The organism is Vibrio sp. TRT 17S01, assembly GCF_050113695.1.
GTDB lineage: Bacteria > Pseudomonadota > Gammaproteobacteria > Enterobacterales > Vibrionaceae > Vibrio.
On sequence record NZ_JBNJOG010000016.1, the window covers coordinates 23587 to 40087 of the forward strand.

A 16501-nucleotide genomic window follows, 5' to 3' on the forward strand; every position below is an offset into this window, starting at 1 on the left:
GGCTTGAGCCTGACTGCCACATTCGACAGTGTTGCCGCTAATTGGATTCTTCTAGCATAGCGTTATTCATTTAAACTTAAGGCCGTTGTTGATGGAAATCGCTTATCATGAAATGCAGAGAGAAAAAAATGCACTCTCTCTTCCTGTCCCATTGTCGTTGGTGCTGGATCGTGCAATCAACACTTCTAAATTTTCAGGAGTGGCTTGGGGGGTACGTAATGGTGATGACGGTAAGCTTAATATTCGTTCAAGTATGATGGGATACTCAGCCTCTCAGCTGATCGAATCCATTAAGGAAGCGGAAGCTGATAGTGAACTATTTTTATCTCATCCGCCTATTTTCCCTTTTTTTACCGATGATCGAATTAATCAAGTACTTCCTCAGTCTCAGGTTCGTGCGGTTTACTATCCTTTGTGGTCTAGTGTATTGAGTCCTGATGCTCGCCAAGCCAAAAATCACTGTGATTGGCACTTTGCTTCGGGTGTTAAACTCCAGCCGATAGAAACGGACTCTTTGGCAGAATCTCTTTTGTATGCAAGCCATGTGTTAGAAAAACATCACCGGCCATGGATAAGTTGTTTTTTATCTGGTCAGTTGAATGGCCGAGATTTAGCGGTCGATAGCCTGCTAGAAGACAGTATTTGTCAGTATCACATCAAACAACATCTTAAACAGAGTCATGCCGTTGTGGTTGATCAAACGATATCAAGCCATCATTTCTCTGGGTTACTTAATAACGCTGGCGCACAACTGCCGATCTTCAATATTGAGCGTGAATCTGAGCTGGAAAACTTGCTTCAAATGATAAGGATGCTTGGCTTAGCGAGCGTCAGTTTAATTGTTGAGCCTAAGATGCTGACTTCTTTACTTCGGCAAAATAGGGTCGACTATATTTGCTATTTTTGCCAGAGCCTTAAGAAGAAGGAGACTGATATCGAGCCATCGCCTCCAGCTTTTGCTTTACCCGACAATGAAAGATGGACCATTCTAGAAACCCAATCTTTCTCGACAGGGATCGTTATCAATATGATTCGAAAAATGAACTGACTTAGGTCAGTTTTTTTGTAACTCATATTCCCCCCCTGACAAATCTACCAGCTAGTTATCTCACCTTTCTAAGCCTAAATTAAATGCGGAAATCAGGAGGAATCTTGATGTCAGTAATCATAAAACGTAATACAGGAGAACGTTGTGAAGAATCTAATTCAGGTAGCAGGAATCATCGATAAAAAGGAAGCGGATCTGATTGTTTCAGAGGGTGTGGAGTGGTTGGGTTTCCCATTGCGCTTGCCATCGGGGAAAGATGATATTTCTGAGCAAAATGCCATCAACATCATTGAAAAGCTAGCGACGCCGCATGCAGGTGTGTTGATCAGCTACCTAACTGACGCGGAAGAAGTGGATGAGTTTTGCTCACTGTTGGGTGTGAAAGCGGTTCAGCTCCACGGTGATATTAGCGTGGCAGAAATGAAAAAGTTGAAGTCACTTCGCCCGGATCTGTACGTTCTGAAAAGTTTAGTCGTGAAAGAAGACAATGCTGAAGAGCTGCTGCAATTGGTTGATGATTGTGCAGATTACGTGGACATGTTTATTACCGATACGTTTGACCCAGCCACTGGAGCTAAGGGTGCAACAGGCAAAACTCACAACTGGAACGTCAGTGCAGAGTTGGTGAAGCGTTCACCAAAGCCGTTGATGTTGGCGGGTGGCCTGAGTGCGGACAACGTTGCAGAGGCGATTCGCGCCGTGAAGCCTGCGGCGGTAGATGCCCATACAGCACTGGAAGGGACGGATGGTCGAAAAGATCTAGCGAAAGTCCGTCAGTTTGTGCAACAGGCCCGTTTGGCGTTCGAAGAGATCGCTTAATCAAGACCGATGATCAAGGAGTGTGTTATGGAATCCCCAGTTAACGTGTATCCACTGGCAAAGAGTAAGCGATTACTGGCTTTAGAGCTACGAGTACGCGACCGCGAGGCAGATAAGTCGTCCTTTACTGGTTACTCTGATCAGATTATCCGCTTGCTACTTGAAAAGGCGATGGAGTTGCTACCATACCGTGAGAAGGTCGTCACCAGTCCGGTTGGCGCTACCTTTGTCGGGCTGGAACTCGATGCTCGAGTCTGCGCGGTGTCTATTGTACGTGCTGGGGAGAGCATGGAGCCGGAGTTCCGCACGCTCTTACCTGACGCTCCGATTGGCAAAATGATGATTCAGCGAGACAAAGTGACCAAGCAGCCCAAATATTATTGCGCCAACCTGCCGGATGACGTGGCGCAGCGTCATGTGATGCTGCTGGAGCCGATGTTGGCCACTGGTGGTTCGGCGACGGTGGCAATTGAGGAGCTGCTTAAACGCGGAGTTCGCCAGGAGCACATTATTTTTGTGAACTTGCTTTGTTCGCCATCCGGCATCGCTGAGTTGGCCGATAAATTTCCGTTGGTGCGCTTTGTGACGGCCTCGATTGAAGAGCGCATGAATCAGCATGCGTTTATGATTCCGGGCATTGGTGATTTCGGTGATCGGTATTTCGGTACCACGGACTCAGGAGCCAGAGTATGAAGTCTGTAACCTTACTGAAAACGTACCTTCTGGCGTGTCTGGTGCCCGTTATCTGGGGCAGTACCTACGTCGTGACGACTGAGTTGCTTCCTGATGACATCCCATTGTTGGCCGCTGTGATCCGTGCACTGCCTGCTGGTTTGATTCTATTGGTGGTGGGGGGAACCCTCCCACGTGGCGAATGGTGGTGGAAAGCTCTGGTACTTGGCACGTTAAACATTGGTGCATTCTTCTATCTGTTGTTTGCTGCGGCCTATTTGATGCCGGGTGGCATTGCAGCGTTGCTGATGTCTTCACAGCCTCTATTTGTCTTATTGTTGGGGGGCGTGTTGCTCAAAGAGTGCATTCACAGCATCAAAATTGTCGCTTGTCTGGTTGGCACTTTTGGAGTTGGGTTACTGGTGGTTCAGCCGCACAGCGCGCTTAATCCGGCTGGAATCATCATCAGTTTATTAGGGGCACTCTCTATGGCTTTGGGGGTGGTATTAACCAAACGCTGGGGCAGACCCGAGAACGTCTCGTTGCTTGGCTTCACTGGGTGGCAACTTACCGCAGGCGGTCTTGTATTGTTACCGATTGCTCTTAGCACTGAAGCGCTGCCTGCATCGTTGTCGGTCAGCAATGTGGTTGGCTTTTTGTACCTGAGCCTGATTGGTGCCTTGTTTGCTTACGTCATTTGGTTTCGTAGCCTGCAAACATTGCCCGCGTTCAGTGTTTCTTTTATCACCATGGCCAGCCCTTTGTCGGCTACGGTATTAGGTTACTTGATATTGGATCAACAATTTTCACTGATGCAAGCAGGGGGCGCACTACTGATTTTGGCGGCTATGGTACTGGCGCAGATAAAACCCGCAGAACGGGCAAAACCATCATCGACTGCTTTTTATCAGGCAGAAGAAAAAGTTAATTAACGTCGAGGGAAAGACAATGAAACCGATTTTTGAAGAAACACGTTACGGCGCAATTCACGCTAAGAACCGTATTGTTATGGCTCCGATGAGTCGAAATCGTGCGACGTACGATGGGGTGCCGACACCCATGATGGCTACCTATTATGCACAGCGGGCCAATGCCGGACTGATTGTAGCCGAAGGCATGCAACCGGATGTGATTGGGCAAGGCTTTATGAACTCTCCCGGTATTCACAATGAAGCGCAGATCGCAGGTTGGCAACAGGTAACCGAAGCTGTCCATCGAGAGGGTGGTAAAATTGTTGCGCAGCTGATGCACGCCGGACGCATTGGTCACCCAGCGCTGTATCCTAGTGCGCACCAGTCTGTTGCGCCGTCAGCTATCGCGGCAGATGGTCAGGCGTTTACACCGGAAGGTCCGGTGAATTTCCCTACTCCTCGTGCGATGACGGAAGAAGACATTGCGCTGACCATTCAAGGTTTTGCGCAAGCGGCGAAAAATGCCATCGAAGCGGGATTTGATGGGGTAGAAATTCATGCGGGTAATGGCTTCTTGCTTCATCAGTTTATGGCCAGTAACACCAACCAGCGAGAAGATGCTTATGGTGGCAGTATCGAGAACCGCATTCGATTTACGCTTGAAGTCACACACGCAGTGACTGAGGCGATTGGCGCTGAGAGAACTGGGATCCGCCTGTCTCCGTCTAATCCGTATAACGATATTGTAGAAGTGGACACGCCGGAGCTGTATCGAGCTTTACTCACGCAGTTACCAACGTTGGCCTTTATCCACATTATGGAAGCGTGCGATCGGGAGAGCACGACATTGATTCGTGAGCTTACTTCATCTCCCTTGATTCTAAATCCGCATCAAACGCCGGAGTCTGGTGTGGTGACGGGGAAGATTGCTGAACAAGTTTTGCAGGCGAAGTTGTGTGATGGTGTTGCTATTGGCGCCTTATTCTTGGCGAACCCCGATCTGATGCATCGCCTTAAAGTTGGCGGGCCATTTAATGAGTTGGATCCGAATACACTCTATGGTGGTGACCAGCGAGGGTACACCGATTACCCGACACTGGAAGACATATTGGAAACCGCTTAACTAAGAAAAGCGATGAGATGGCTCTCATCGCTTTTTTACTGATAGATCACCATGAAATTGTCCGCCTGACTGAACCCCAGTTTGGTGTAAAACGCTTCTTTTCCGGGACGGGAAAACAAAATCACCCGTTTGTGTCCGTTAAGCTGCGTCAGAAAGTGCTGCATCACCGTTTTTCCTAATCCCTGATTTTGCCTGTTCGGGCAGATGGCTACATCACAAATAATGGCGCAGTAGCAACCATCTGCGACCACGCGTCCTGCACCAACTAACTCTTCATCCTGATACAAAAAAACCACATAGCGGCTATTGGAGAAGGCGGTTTGCAAGAGCTCGGGCGCTTTGTTACCCATGCCTGCCCGCGCGTATAAGGCGCTGAGTGCTTGCCAGTCAACGTGCTCCGCGTCGTGGACCCAGCTCAGTTTCTGTTGTTGCAGTGATGACATCCTATCCTCGTAATTATTAAACCTGTCATATATGTCATTCATCTTATGATGGTTTCTATTTAGAAGAACCAGTGGACTTTGTTTTCTTGAAGAATGTCATATATTTCATTGGCTTATCGCTTATTTCTTTCAGTGTTGTCCGACTTTTTTCTATTTAATTCAATCGACCCTGATATATCTAACAACTAGTAGCGGATTGGGTAGGGGACCTATCTTAATGAGGTTGGTAATCGCTCGTTATCCCATTCCATATCGTTATTCGGAGAGAGGGAAAGCGCTTGCCGTATCAATCACAATAAAGGTTTACAGGAACTGACAGGATGGAATTGGAATACGCACATACTCTTCCGTTACCCGATAGCCGGGAAGCGCATCAGGCGGAAGCTCCCAACACTTCGTTATTAACTTTGTTAGAACGCCAGGTCGCGTTGCAGGCTCACCACATTGCGGTTGAAGATCAGCACGTGTCGCTCAGCTATCTTGCGTTTTATCAGCAAATTCAGGCCATCGCGTTTTATCTGGCAGACAAAAATGTGCAGGCGGACAGCTGCATTGGTTTGTTTACGGAAGCTTCGACGCAGATGCTGACAGGGGCTTGGGGCATTCTTGCGTCAGGTAACGCCTACTTGCCACTTTCACCGGAATATCCTGAAGAGCGCATTAAGTACATGGTGAAAGACTCCGGTATTCGCGTGATTTACACACAGGAAGCTTTGAAAGCACAACTGCAGCGCTACGCCCCTGATGGGGTGGTGATTTTCACGGATGCAGATGTTAAAGCACACGCAGAACAGGCGGGTGCCGTGCCGGACATGCCATCAACCCAGCGCCCGACATCATCAAATCTGGCCTACATCATTTATACCTCCGGCAGCACTGGCAATCCGAAAGGGGTGATGATTGAGCACGCCAGCATCGTGAACCAAATGTTGTACCTGCAAGATCGTTTCGGGTTTAACGAGCAAACCGTCATTCTTCAAAAAACGCCGATGAGCTTTGACGCCGCGCAATGGGAAATTCTGGCCCCAGTCTTTGGTGGCAAAGTGGTGGTGGGAGCACCGGGCATTTACCGTGACACGGAAGCTCTGATTGGCACCATCATCCAACGCAAGGTCACTACACTGCAGTGTGTGCCAACGCTGCTTCAGGCTTTGGTGGATGACCCCGGTTTTTACGACTGCTCTTCACTAACTCAAGTGTTCAGTGGTGGTGAAGCCTTAACTGCTCAGTTGTCTCGCCAGTTTTTCGCAGTGCATACCCAGTGCGAACTCATCAATCTGTATGGTCCGACGGAATGCACGATTAATGCCTCGACCCTGATCGTTAATGAGCAAGACGTACGAAACGCTCAGGGCGCCATCGCCATCGGTTATCCAGTCAGTGACACGGCGTATTACATTCTTGATGAGCATGGCGCAGAGGTCGGCACGGGTACCATCGGTGAGCTGTATATTGGGGGCGTGCAACTGGCGCGTGGTTACCTTGGGCAGCCAGAATTAACACAACAGAAATTCATTGCTAATCCGCTAAGCAGTGCCGAACAGTACCCACGTTTGTATCGGACGGGGGATCTGGCCTACTTTGATGAGAAAGGTGCCGTTCATTTTGCGGGTCGCTGCGATAATCAAGTGAAACTGCGCGGTTTTCGTATCGAGTTGGATGAAATCCGCCACGCGGTTGAAGCGCATTCGTGGGTAAAAAATGCAGCGATGCTGATTAAAGATGATGCGCGAACGGGGTTTCAGAACCTCGTGTGCTGCCTCGAGCTAGACGCGAAAGAAGCGGCATTGATGGACCAAGGCAATCACGGCAATCATCATCAATCGAAAGCCAATAAACTGCAGGTAAAAGCCCAGCTTTCTGGTGGTGGCCGACGTGATGATTGGCGCAATGAACTTGCTTGCTCTCTGCCCGGCAAAAACGGTCAGGGTCAGCGAGAAAAAGCGTTTGCCCGTAAAACTTATCGTTTTTACGATGGCGGCCCCGTCACACAAGCAGACTTGCTCGCATTACTGGCTGCGAAACCTGCGGCACCGTGCTCAACCCCTCTTCGTGATTTGAGCTGGGAAACCTTTGGTGAACTGATGGCGTATTTCAGTGAGTTCATCAGCGAAGAGCGTTTGCTGGCTAAGTACGCTTATGCGTCGCCTGGTGCGCTTTATGCCACACAAATGTATCTGGAAATCCATCATCTCTTTGGTTTGGAATCGGGCATTTATTACTACCATCCCGGCGACCACGCCCTGAGCTTGATCGCCCCACTAAGCCGCGCAAATGAAAGCCAACTGACGATTCATTTTTCCGGAAAGAACAGCGCCATTGAGCCGGTGTACAAGAACAACATTCTTGAAGTGCTGGAGATGGAAGTCGGGCACATGCTGGGTTTGTTTGATGACGTTCTGCCCGCATATGGTCTGGCGGTGGTGAACTCAGTCTTTATGCCAGAAGTCAAAGCTAGGCTGAATGTGGATTTACAGGATCACTATTTGGGCAGCTTTGGTCTTGGCTCGGCCAATGACGCATCGGAGCTCAATGATGTGGAACTGCTGGTGCAGTGCCATAACGGTGCGATCGACGGATTGGCGGATGGTCAATACAGCGTCGAACAACACACATTTACTCAGATTTCTGATGCATTGATTGAGAAAAAACACGTGATTGCTATCAATCAGGAAGTGTATCAGCGCAGCAGCTTTGGTATTGCCATGCTGTATCGTGGTCAAGATGAATGGATGCAGTTTATTCAGTTGGGCAGAAAGCTTCAGCAACTGCAGAGTAATGACATCAACATAGGGTTGATGTCGTCAGGGTACAGCTCTAAATCGGGCAACGATCTGCCTTCGGCCAAAACCATGTCTGGTATCTTGCATCAAGCCGGAAAAACCATGGCACCGTTTTACTTCTGTATTGGTGGCCGAATTAGTGATGAACAAAAAGTGCATGAGGGCATGAAAGAAGACACCGTGCACATGCGTGGCCCAACAGAAATGCTCAAGGACGACTTAGCTCTGCAACTGCCATCGTACATGATTCCGAATCAGGTCATCATTGTCGATAAGCTCCCACTGACCGTGAATGGCAAAGTGGATTACAAGGCGCTGGAATCCTGTGATGCCGTGGTGAATGCGACAACGCACAAGCCGTTTGTCGCGCCGGAAGGGGAAACCGAGACGCAAATTGCTGAGCTGTGGAAAGGCGTGATGAAATGGGAATCGGTGTCGGCGACGGATGACTTTTTTGAGTGTGGAGGTAACTCCCTGACTGCGGTGTCACTGGTGAAACAACTTAATCGCACGTTTGATTTGAATCTGCCACTGCAGCTTCTTTTCGAAAAGCCAACGGTGCAAAAACTGGCGCAGTTTATCGATTCGGAAAGTGCCGCATCGTTTTCTCGTTTGATACGCTTGCATACTGGTGAGCAAGATAATGTGTTCTGCTGGCCGGGTTTAGGGGGGTATCCGATGAACCTGCGCTTGCTCGCTAGTCAAGCCAGTGCTGGACGAAGCTTCTACGGTATTCAGGCGTATGGCATTAATGACGGCGAAGTACCTTACGCCACCATTGCTGAAATGGCGCGTCATGACATCGAAGAGATTCGGCGACATCAGCCACAAGGGCCGTACACCTTATGGGGATACTCCTTTGGCGCGAGAGTAGCGTTTGAAGTGGCGTATCAGTTAGAGCAGGCCGGAGAAACGGTGCAGGATCTGCATTTAATTGCGCCGGGTTCACCCATTGTTCAAGGGCTGAAAGAGCAACGCTCAGACAAATCCCCGACCTTTGATAACCCTGCGTTTGTGTCGATTCTCTTTTCGGTTTTTGCCCACAAAATTGATGGACCGGTGCTAGAACGTTGCCTGAACGAAGTAACGACGGAATCTGAATTTGTCACTTTCATTCACGTGCGTTATCCGAATCTCGATTTGGAGCTGATTCAGCGCATCATCGCCATCGTGAAACAGACATATGAGTTTGAGTACACCTTCCGAGAGTTGCAGGAGCGTGTGATTCAGGCGCCCGTTTCGGTATATCGCGCTCAGGGTGATGATTACTCTTTCCTTGAACAGAACCGTGATTTTTCCGTCATTCCCCTTCGTTTGGTCGATCTGGATTCGGACCATTACCAACTGTTAAAAGCTACGGGTGTCGGAGAGCTAACGCAGCGCCTGTACACCGATGAGAACTAAGAGGTAAGCATGCCCCATATCAGTATCAAGCATTTTCCGCGTCATTTGGACGCGGATGCTCAACAAACCATGGCGCAGAACCTGACGCGAATCATCTGTTCGGCACTAGAATGCCCGCCGAATGTGGTGAGCATAGCGATGGAGCCAGTGGCAGAAGCGCAATGGCAACAAGCGGTGGTTGATCCAGAAATTATGGCCAAACGTGCCAGCTTAATCCAATTCCCAAATTACGAACAAGGAAAGTAACGATGAACCAGTTTACGAATGCACTGCTGGTGTTTACGCAAGAAGTTAAAGACGCATTGGTGTCAGGAAAACCCATTGTGGCGCTGGAATCGAACGTGATCACACACGGGCTTGATTACCCACAAAACTACGAGACGGCAAAAGCGGTGGAGCAAGCGGTGCGCGACGGTGGTGCGGTTCCTGCGACCATTGGCATTGCAAATGGCAAGTTGTTGATCGGGATGACGGATGACCAAATCCGAGAGTTCGCCACGCAAAAAAGCATTCCGAAAGTCAGTAGCCGAGATCTTGCTCAGGTATTGGCACAGGGTGGCTTAGGGGCCACTACAGTAGCCAGCTCGCTGGTGGCGGCAGAAATGGCAGGAATCACGTTCTTTTCTTCCGCTGGCATTGGCGGGGTGCATCGTGGGGCTGAAACCAACATGGATATTTCGTCTGATTTGATTCAGTTTACGAAATCGCGGATGACGGTTGTCTGTGCGGGTGCGAAGAAGATCCTCGATCTTGGGTTAACGCTGGAGTATCTGGAAACGCACAACGTTCCTGTAATTGCGTACCAGTCTGAAGATTTTCCAGCGTTTTATTGCCAGTCGAGCGGATTCAAGAGCCCGCAAAGTGTCGACAACGCACAGACGTTGGCGGACATCATTGACACCTATCGTCAGCTACCTGGCGGCGGCAGCGTGCTGGTGACTACGCCAACCCGAGATGAAGATGCCATCGACAGCGATGAGGTGGAACAAATCATTCAACAGGCCGTCATCTCCGCGGAAAAAGAAGGGGTGGTTGGCAATGGCCTGACGAAATACTTGATGAAGAAAGTGGACGCTGCCACATCGGGACGCTCGGCACAAGCGAACATGGCTGTGCTGATTAATACCGCAAAGGTAGCAGGGCAGCTAGCGTACGCACATAACAAAGTGATGGATAAAAGCGTAGCGTAATGTTTTGTATTGATTGTTAAGCAATAAGCCTGAGCGGAGCACAATGACTCCGCTCTTTTATATAACAATTTTAATAATACTCAGGTAAACATGTGGTGAAAGTAACATCCAAAAAGATAGAAACAGGTTTGGCATTAGGTATAGGTGAAACACATATATGGTATTCGGACATTCACATGGTCGTCAGCAGTGGAATGCTTTCTTGTTATACCCTGTTGTTAAACTCAGATGAACGTTCCCGTTTAGAGCAACTCTGTGATGATAAGGTACGATGTCAATACCTAGTAGCGAGAGCGTTATTACGTTCTACATTGACTCTGTATTTTCCATTGGTGTCTGAAACGGATTGGCAATTTTCAACCAATGCTTATGGTAAACCATACATCACTAATGTCGGTTATGAGGACGTATTTTTTAATCTATCGCATACTGAAAAAATGGTGGTGTTAGCGATAGCCCATAAACAAGAGGTTGGAATCGACATTGAGCATTTGGATACGGCGATAGATTGTATGGAAGTTGCCAGTGCTTTTTTTCATCCTGACGAAATCGAAAGGTTAAATGTGTCTACTCCTGAACTTAAAACAAAGCATTTTATTCAAATGTGGACCTTGAAAGAAGCGTACGTTAAAGCGCGTGGAAAGGGGCTATCTCTGCCTTTAAATAGCTTTGCGGTAGACTTAACATTGCCCTATAAACTTGTGAATCACGGTACAAATGGGGCAGTTACCAAGTACTGGCATTTTTGGCAAAAACAATTGGAGCACCGACATATAGTAGCTATGGTGCAGGCCTCTGAAGAAGCATGCTTCATACCACAAGTGAAGATCAGGAAATCAATCCCCCAATTGCAAGCTCGCCAACCATATGCTGCTGATTGATTGAAAACGATGGGGAATTGCTATCTAGGTAAAAATGGGCGATGCATTTTTCCACTTGCCATACCGCCATCGTCTTAAACAGATAGCGCAACGTAAATATTCGTCAATCAAGAGTGCGACCCAAACGCCAATTAAGCCATAGTGCAATGGTACGGCAAACAAGTAGACCAATGGCAGGCAAACACACCACATACTGATGATGGATAGCGACACGGGATAACGCGCATCACCAGAGACGACAAGACTATTGACCACCACCATATTGATGGCTCCAGCTGGGTGACGCAGTAAATCAATGGCCAAAAGAGTGGCTCCTAGTGCAAGGATATCTGGGTTATCGGTAAAGATACGAAAGGCGTAATCTGAGCCTATCCAAATAAGCAGAAGCATTGCCGCACTGCCGGTCACACTGATAAAAATACTTTGTCGGATCTGCTGTTCGATTTGCTGATACGATCGTGCGCCCAGCAAGTGAGAGACGATGATCCGGTTCCCGACCCCGATAGCTTGGGAGAAGATCACCGGGATCAGGATCAGGTTAAGCGTGTAGATACGAGTTGAGATCGCTAATGCACCTAAAGAAATCACAGTGACGGTAATAAAAAAGCGGTTGAGTTCATAAGACATTGGCTCCATGGTCGCGGGAAGGCCAATTTTCAAGCACTGCTTTAGGTAGGTTTTCATATCGCGCCATGAGCCACTAAAGTCAAAGTTGACCTGTTTTTTAACGTGAACAAAATACATCACGAATGCTAAACCAACGAGGTAAGAAATTGCAGACGCGAGCGCAACATATTCCACCCCAGTGAGCCCCAGTCCAACATTGCCAAACAAGAACAGCATATTGAGAAGAATATTCAATCCATTTGCCAACAAGGTGGACAGCATGTTGAGCTGGGTCCAGCCATTCACGTTTAAGATACTGCCATAGCCAATTTGAACAGCTTTGATCAACAATGCAGGGGTGAAAATTAGTAAGTATGCGGCGGTCAGGTGGTTCATTTCATTGTTCAGACCCATCCAACTACCAATATGTTGGTGCAGCATTAAGTAAGCCGCCATGACGGCCAAACCCACAATGAAATTGAATACCACGGTATAAAGATAGTTTTTAGGCAACTGCTGATTGAGATTAGCTCCGAGCATCTGCCCCAAAACACCGGTTGTCCCGATAGAGAGTGAATGCAAGATCACGATAGGAATGACGATGACGGGCATTAATGTTCCGATGGCTGCCGCAGACTGCTCTGAAATCTGGTTGAGAAATAGCACATCAGTGAAGTTGATCAGATAGGTTAGCAAGACTTCGAGAAAAATGGGCCAGGTGATCCGTATCAGCCCTTTCTCCACGGCCTCAGTATTATGTAGTGGCTTCACGTCCTTATATTTCACATTGGCTCTCTTTATTGTGGATAGCAGATAAAGATTTTATTCAATAAAAGAGGATGAATAACAGGTTGGAAAGTAACAGTTTAGTTGATAAATAGTGATCGCTTTCTTCGGTTTCGATTACCAACAAAGGCAACATTTGTCGTGAGATAAGCTGAGAATTGTCCCGCATTGATGAACTAATGCCTTGCTTAACTGATTAATTGGTAAGGGAATTCATATAGTATTTGGATGGTACATTCCAAGATGTAGGGAATTCTGTTGGACTATTTTTGTTTTGAAAAGATAAACGCCATATCGTCACCGCAGCGCTTGTATATCGATAGCTCGATGTTTGCTAAGCAAATGGGATTGAATCTGATTAAATACCGTAAAGCGACGGTGAGTAGCCAATCTTTAATGGCGAAAGCATTTGGTGTTTCTTTAGCGCAATATCGGAAGTATGAAAAAGGGGTCGATCTTCCTAAAATGCATTCTGTGGCGCGTTGGTCCATCATTACTGGTGCTCCAGTGTATTTACTGCTCTCTGATACTGAATACGCGCCGTATCTCAACCTGTCTCATTGTTATTGGCAGCACTCGCCATTCTTTTGCACTGTTTCGCACGCTAATGAAAACACGTTCCAGTCGCTGCTCAGTTTAAGCAAGGAGATCATGGGAAATCGAGAGGTTAGTGAGCCTTACCCACACAAGGTTCCGAGTTTGCTGGATGTTTTACAGGACATTGATAGCCACTATTACGTCAAAGTCGCACGTAATATGAAGTTCATTCGCCAGCACCTTGAGCTGACTCAAGAGCAGGTGTCAGAGTTGTTGGATATTTCTGATACCACTTATCGCCAATACGAAAAAGAAGTGAATCAACCGCGCATCCCTTTCTCATTTTTTGCCTTATCCCACGCAATCTTCCAACTGGATGACCAATGGAATAAAACCGGCTCTTCAGATTTTGCTCGTTTTAATCACCGGAAGCACTGGCGTTTAGAGCAGCTTATTCCTTTGATTAACCAAGCAGACAGCGATCAACTTGAAAAGGTCAAAACCTTATTTAACTCTGTGGCGAAAGGGTTGATTGAAGAGCAGTTGCAACATTCATTAAGTGAGTATTGTCAGACATAAAAAAACGGCGCATTACGCGCCGTCTTTTTATGTGCTACTGCAGGAACTAATTAGTTCATGCCGTATTTTTTCAGTTTCTTGCGAAGAGTACCGCGGTTGATACCCATCATAGTTGCTGCGCGAGTTTGGTTACCGCGAGTGTACTGCATGATGGTGTCTAGTAGTGGCTGTTCAACTTCAGCTAGAACTAATTCGTATAGTTCTGTTACTTCCTGGCCGTTTAGTTGTGCTAGGTAGTTTTTAAGAGATGCTTTAACAGAATCACGTAAAGGCTTTTGAGTGATTTGATCTTGTGACGTTACTGTAGTTACTGTTAATGCTTCTGAAGTCAGATTTTGTTCGAACATATTCGGTCTAGCTCTTCTCTAATTATGATGCAACGTTATGCCTGTCATATTTGTCGTTGCAGCGTTGTTGACTGGATAAATGCCTCTATTCAAATAGAAAACCTATGTTCATAGAGCTGAATTTATTTGTCGCCTCGCTGAAACTTCAACTATCTAGGCTAAATCAAAGTAACCTTCTAACGCTTCAAGTTGCAGCTCTGCTGCGTCAATAGCGTTGAAGGTACGGCGAAACTCACTCGCTTGTTCATGTTCTTTTAGGTACCAGCCAACGTGCTTACGCGCGATGCGAGGACCCAAATACTCTCCATAAAAGTCATGCAGAGCGTTTACATGGCCAAGCAGTATGCTTTTCACTTCCTCTAAAGGAAGCTCAGGCATAGTGGTGCCGTTTTCCAAATAGTGTTGGATTTCCTGAAAAATCCACGGACGACCTTGGGCAGGGCGTCCAATCATTAAAGCGTCTGCACCGGTGTACTCCAGTACAAATTTGGCTTTTTCCGGGCTATCGATATCACCGTTAGCAATAACCGGGATGGAAATCGCCTGTTTTACCGCTTTAATGCTGTCGTATTCTGCCTCTCCTTTGTACATACAGGCTTTGGTTCTGCCATGCAGAGCAAGCGCTTGTATGCCGCAGTCTTCGGCGAGTTTAGCGATTTGGACACAGTTTTTATTTTCTGTATCCCAGCCAGTTCGGGTTTTGAGTGTCACAGGGACATCCACTGCTTCTACTACCGCTTTCAGCACCTGTTCAATGATGTCTGGAAACTTGAGTAGTGCAGAGCCGGCTAGCTTCTTATTCACTTTTTTAGCTGGGCATCCCATGTTGATGTCGATGATTTGCGCACCGTTTTCAACACTGAACTGAGCAGCCTCAGCCATTAGCTTTGGATCAGAACCCGCAATCTGTACCGAGCGAATGCCCGATTCACCCTCATGTACCATGCGTTGTTTTGATTTTGATGTTTTCCACAGCTTAGGGTTCGAGGACATCATTTCACTGACGGCCATTCCCGCACCATAGCGAAGACACAACTCACGAAACGGTCTATCGGTGACGCCGGCCATTGGGGCAACGATGAGATTATTCTTAAGTTGATAGTTTCCGATTTTCAAAACATCAATCACAGTTCTGTACCAGCAAGGGCGCGCATTTTACGCATTTTTTTACTGCGTGAAAAGACTATTATTTGAGCATTTACAATTTGTTTTTGTAAATTGTATGAATTTCAAACAATTATCCGTTATCGCGATCCATGCAATTTAATAAACTGATGGCTGAAACGTAAAAATTGCCAATAACAGAGCAAAAAATGCCAATTTGTGGTAGCACAAGAAATAAGCATTTTATGCTGTCATTGGCACTAATTCGTAGCCAATTACATGGTTAGTCAGGGGTGTATTACGCGTTTTTTTGACCTGAAATTCGACACCATTCGCTTTGTTCAACGATTGGGTCAATGGTCATTTCATCGCGGTAATAGTTAGCGACATCTTCTGCTTGAGTGTCTAAGACACCAGACATTGCCAATTGGCCATTTGGTTTGACAAGGCCTTTAATGATAGGAGAAAGCTCACGTAGTGGCCCTGCAAGAATGTTGGCAACCACGACATCGGCAAGCAAACCTTCCGGTTGATCTTGTGGTAGGAATACTTCTAATTGCTCAGCAACGCCATTGCGCTCTGCATTATCTTTTGAAGCCAGCAGTGCTTGCGGATCAATATCGATCCCGATCACTTTAGCGGCGCCAAGTTTGATCGCTGCGATCGCGAGGATGCCTGAGCCACAGCCGAAGTCGATTACGGTTTTACCAGACAGATCTAAGCCTTCGAGCCACTCAAGACAAAGTGCAGTAGTTGGGTGTGTTCCAGTTCCAAATGCTAGACCAGGATCGAGCATCACATTGACAGCATCTGGCTCAGGGATATCACGCCAGCTTGGGCAGATCCACAGACGTTCACCAAACTTCATTGGGTGGAAGTTATCCATCCATTCACGTTCCCAATCTTTGTCTTCCAGTTGCTCCACCTTAAAGGCGAAGCCTTCAGGAAGTAACTGGCTGAGCTTGGCTTGTTCAATGATGAAATCAGTGTCCGCTTCCGCGTCATACAGAGCCAAGATATCGGTATCACCCCAAAGGCGAGTTTCACCCGGAAGTGGTTCAAATACTGGCGTGTCGTGAGCGTCTAGGAAAGTGACAGACAAAGCGCCCGTTTCTTCCATTAACATATCGCCGATCTGTTCAGCATTTTCATTGGTCGCATTGAGTTTGATTTGAATCCAAGGCATGAGTATGAGCTCTTAACAATTAACTTTGGCGCAGAGTGTAGCAGAAGTGCACTCGTTGTTTGAGTCTAAGGTGGTGACAAAA

At 47.3% G+C, this 16501-nt stretch carries 15 protein-coding genes; 10 read left to right on the forward strand and 5 right to left on the reverse strand.

Translation table 11 applies throughout. The features are described 5' to 3' along the window. Positions 1-91: 91 nt before the first annotated feature. The 5 genes from ACQEXS_RS18860 to ACQEXS_RS18880 all read left to right on the forward strand — a co-directional run bounded on the left by ACQEXS_RS18860 (position 92) and on the right by ACQEXS_RS18880 (position 4573). Positions 92-1048, forward strand: coding sequence for a hypothetical protein (locus ACQEXS_RS18860; RefSeq protein ID WP_427014834.1), 957 nt, complete (start codon positions 92-94; stop codon positions 1046-1048). Between the two features lie 144 nt (positions 1049-1192). After that, positions 1193-1867: a phosphoribosylanthranilate isomerase gene (locus ACQEXS_RS18865; RefSeq protein WP_427014835.1), complete on the forward strand. Its 675-nt coding sequence runs from the start codon at positions 1193-1195 to the stop codon at positions 1865-1867. Between the two features lie 27 nt (positions 1868-1894). Next, positions 1895-2560 (forward strand): uracil phosphoribosyltransferase, encoded by a 666-nt coding sequence (upp, locus tag ACQEXS_RS18870; protein WP_427014836.1) that lies wholly within the window; start codon positions 1895-1897, stop codon positions 2558-2560. Continuing rightward, complete coding sequence (locus tag ACQEXS_RS18875) at positions 2557-3471, forward strand: EamA family transporter (RefSeq protein ID WP_427014837.1); 915 nt, start codon at positions 2557-2559, stop codon at positions 3469-3471. Before upp ends, ACQEXS_RS18875 begins: the two co-directional genes overlap by 4 nt. A gap of 16 nt (positions 3472-3487) precedes the next feature. Beyond that, positions 3488-4573: an alkene reductase gene (locus tag ACQEXS_RS18880; protein ID WP_427014838.1), complete on the forward strand. Its 1086-nt coding sequence runs from the start codon at positions 3488-3490 to the stop codon at positions 4571-4573. A 35-nt stretch (positions 4574-4608) separates the two neighbouring features. On the opposite strand, the gene ACQEXS_RS18885 is transcribed toward ACQEXS_RS18880, so the two are convergent. Continuing rightward, complete coding sequence (locus ACQEXS_RS18885; protein WP_427014839.1) at positions 4609-5016, reverse strand: GNAT family N-acetyltransferase; 408 nt, start codon at positions 5014-5016, stop codon at positions 4609-4611. A gap of 320 nt (positions 5017-5336) precedes the next feature. On the opposite strand from ACQEXS_RS18885, the gene ACQEXS_RS18890 reads away from it, so the two are divergent. The 4 genes from ACQEXS_RS18890 (at position 5337) to ACQEXS_RS18905 (ending at position 11274) form a co-directional block, all read left to right on the forward strand. After that, complete coding sequence (locus ACQEXS_RS18890; protein WP_427014840.1) at positions 5337-9203, forward strand: amino acid adenylation domain-containing protein; 3867 nt, start codon at positions 5337-5339, stop codon at positions 9201-9203. A gap of 9 nt (positions 9204-9212) precedes the next feature. Continuing rightward, the gene (locus tag ACQEXS_RS18895) at positions 9213-9449 is read left to right on the forward strand and encodes a hypothetical protein (protein WP_427014841.1); all 237 of its coding nucleotides are present in this window, start codon (positions 9213-9215) and stop codon (positions 9447-9449) included. Between the two features lie 2 nt (positions 9450-9451). Further along, positions 9452-10393 (forward strand): pseudouridine-5'-phosphate glycosidase, encoded by a 942-nt coding sequence (locus ACQEXS_RS18900; RefSeq protein ID WP_427014842.1) that lies wholly within the window; start codon positions 9452-9454, stop codon positions 10391-10393. A gap of 92 nt (positions 10394-10485) precedes the next feature. Beyond that, the gene (locus ACQEXS_RS18905; RefSeq protein WP_427014843.1) at positions 10486-11274 is read left to right on the forward strand and encodes a 4'-phosphopantetheinyl transferase family protein; all 789 of its coding nucleotides are present in this window, start codon (positions 10486-10488) and stop codon (positions 11272-11274) included. A 24-nt stretch (positions 11275-11298) separates the two neighbouring features. On the opposite strand, the gene ACQEXS_RS18910 is transcribed toward ACQEXS_RS18905, so the two are convergent. Next, on the reverse strand, positions 11299-12666 hold the full coding sequence (locus ACQEXS_RS18910; protein WP_427014844.1) for an MATE family efflux transporter: 1368 nt from the start codon (positions 12664-12666) through the stop codon (positions 11299-11301). A gap of 327 nt (positions 12667-12993) precedes the next feature. Between ACQEXS_RS18910 and ACQEXS_RS18915 the strand changes: the two genes are divergently transcribed. Further along, entirely contained in the window at positions 12994-13782 is a 789-nt protein-coding gene (locus ACQEXS_RS18915) for a helix-turn-helix domain-containing protein (protein ID WP_427014845.1), read from the forward strand. Between the two features lie 50 nt (positions 13783-13832). Here ACQEXS_RS18915 and fis read toward each other — a convergent pair whose 3' ends face one another. The 3 genes from fis to prmA all read right to left on the reverse strand — a co-directional run bounded on the left by fis (position 13833) and on the right by prmA (position 16419). Further along, positions 13833-14129, reverse strand: coding sequence for a DNA-binding transcriptional regulator Fis (gene fis, locus ACQEXS_RS18920; RefSeq protein ID WP_000462885.1), 297 nt, complete (start codon positions 14127-14129; stop codon positions 13833-13835). Between the two features lie 153 nt (positions 14130-14282). Further along, positions 14283-15245 carry a tRNA dihydrouridine synthase DusB gene (gene dusB, locus ACQEXS_RS18925; RefSeq protein WP_367989216.1) on the reverse strand — a complete coding sequence of 321 codons (963 nt, stop codon included), beginning with the start codon at positions 15243-15245 and terminating at the stop codon, positions 14283-14285. Positions 15246-15531: 286 nt separating this feature from the next. Further along, positions 15532-16419, reverse strand: a complete 888-nt coding sequence (gene prmA, locus ACQEXS_RS18930) for a 50S ribosomal protein L11 methyltransferase (RefSeq protein WP_427014846.1) — start codon at positions 16417-16419, stop codon at positions 15532-15534. Between the last annotated feature and the right edge of the window lie 82 nt (positions 16420-16501).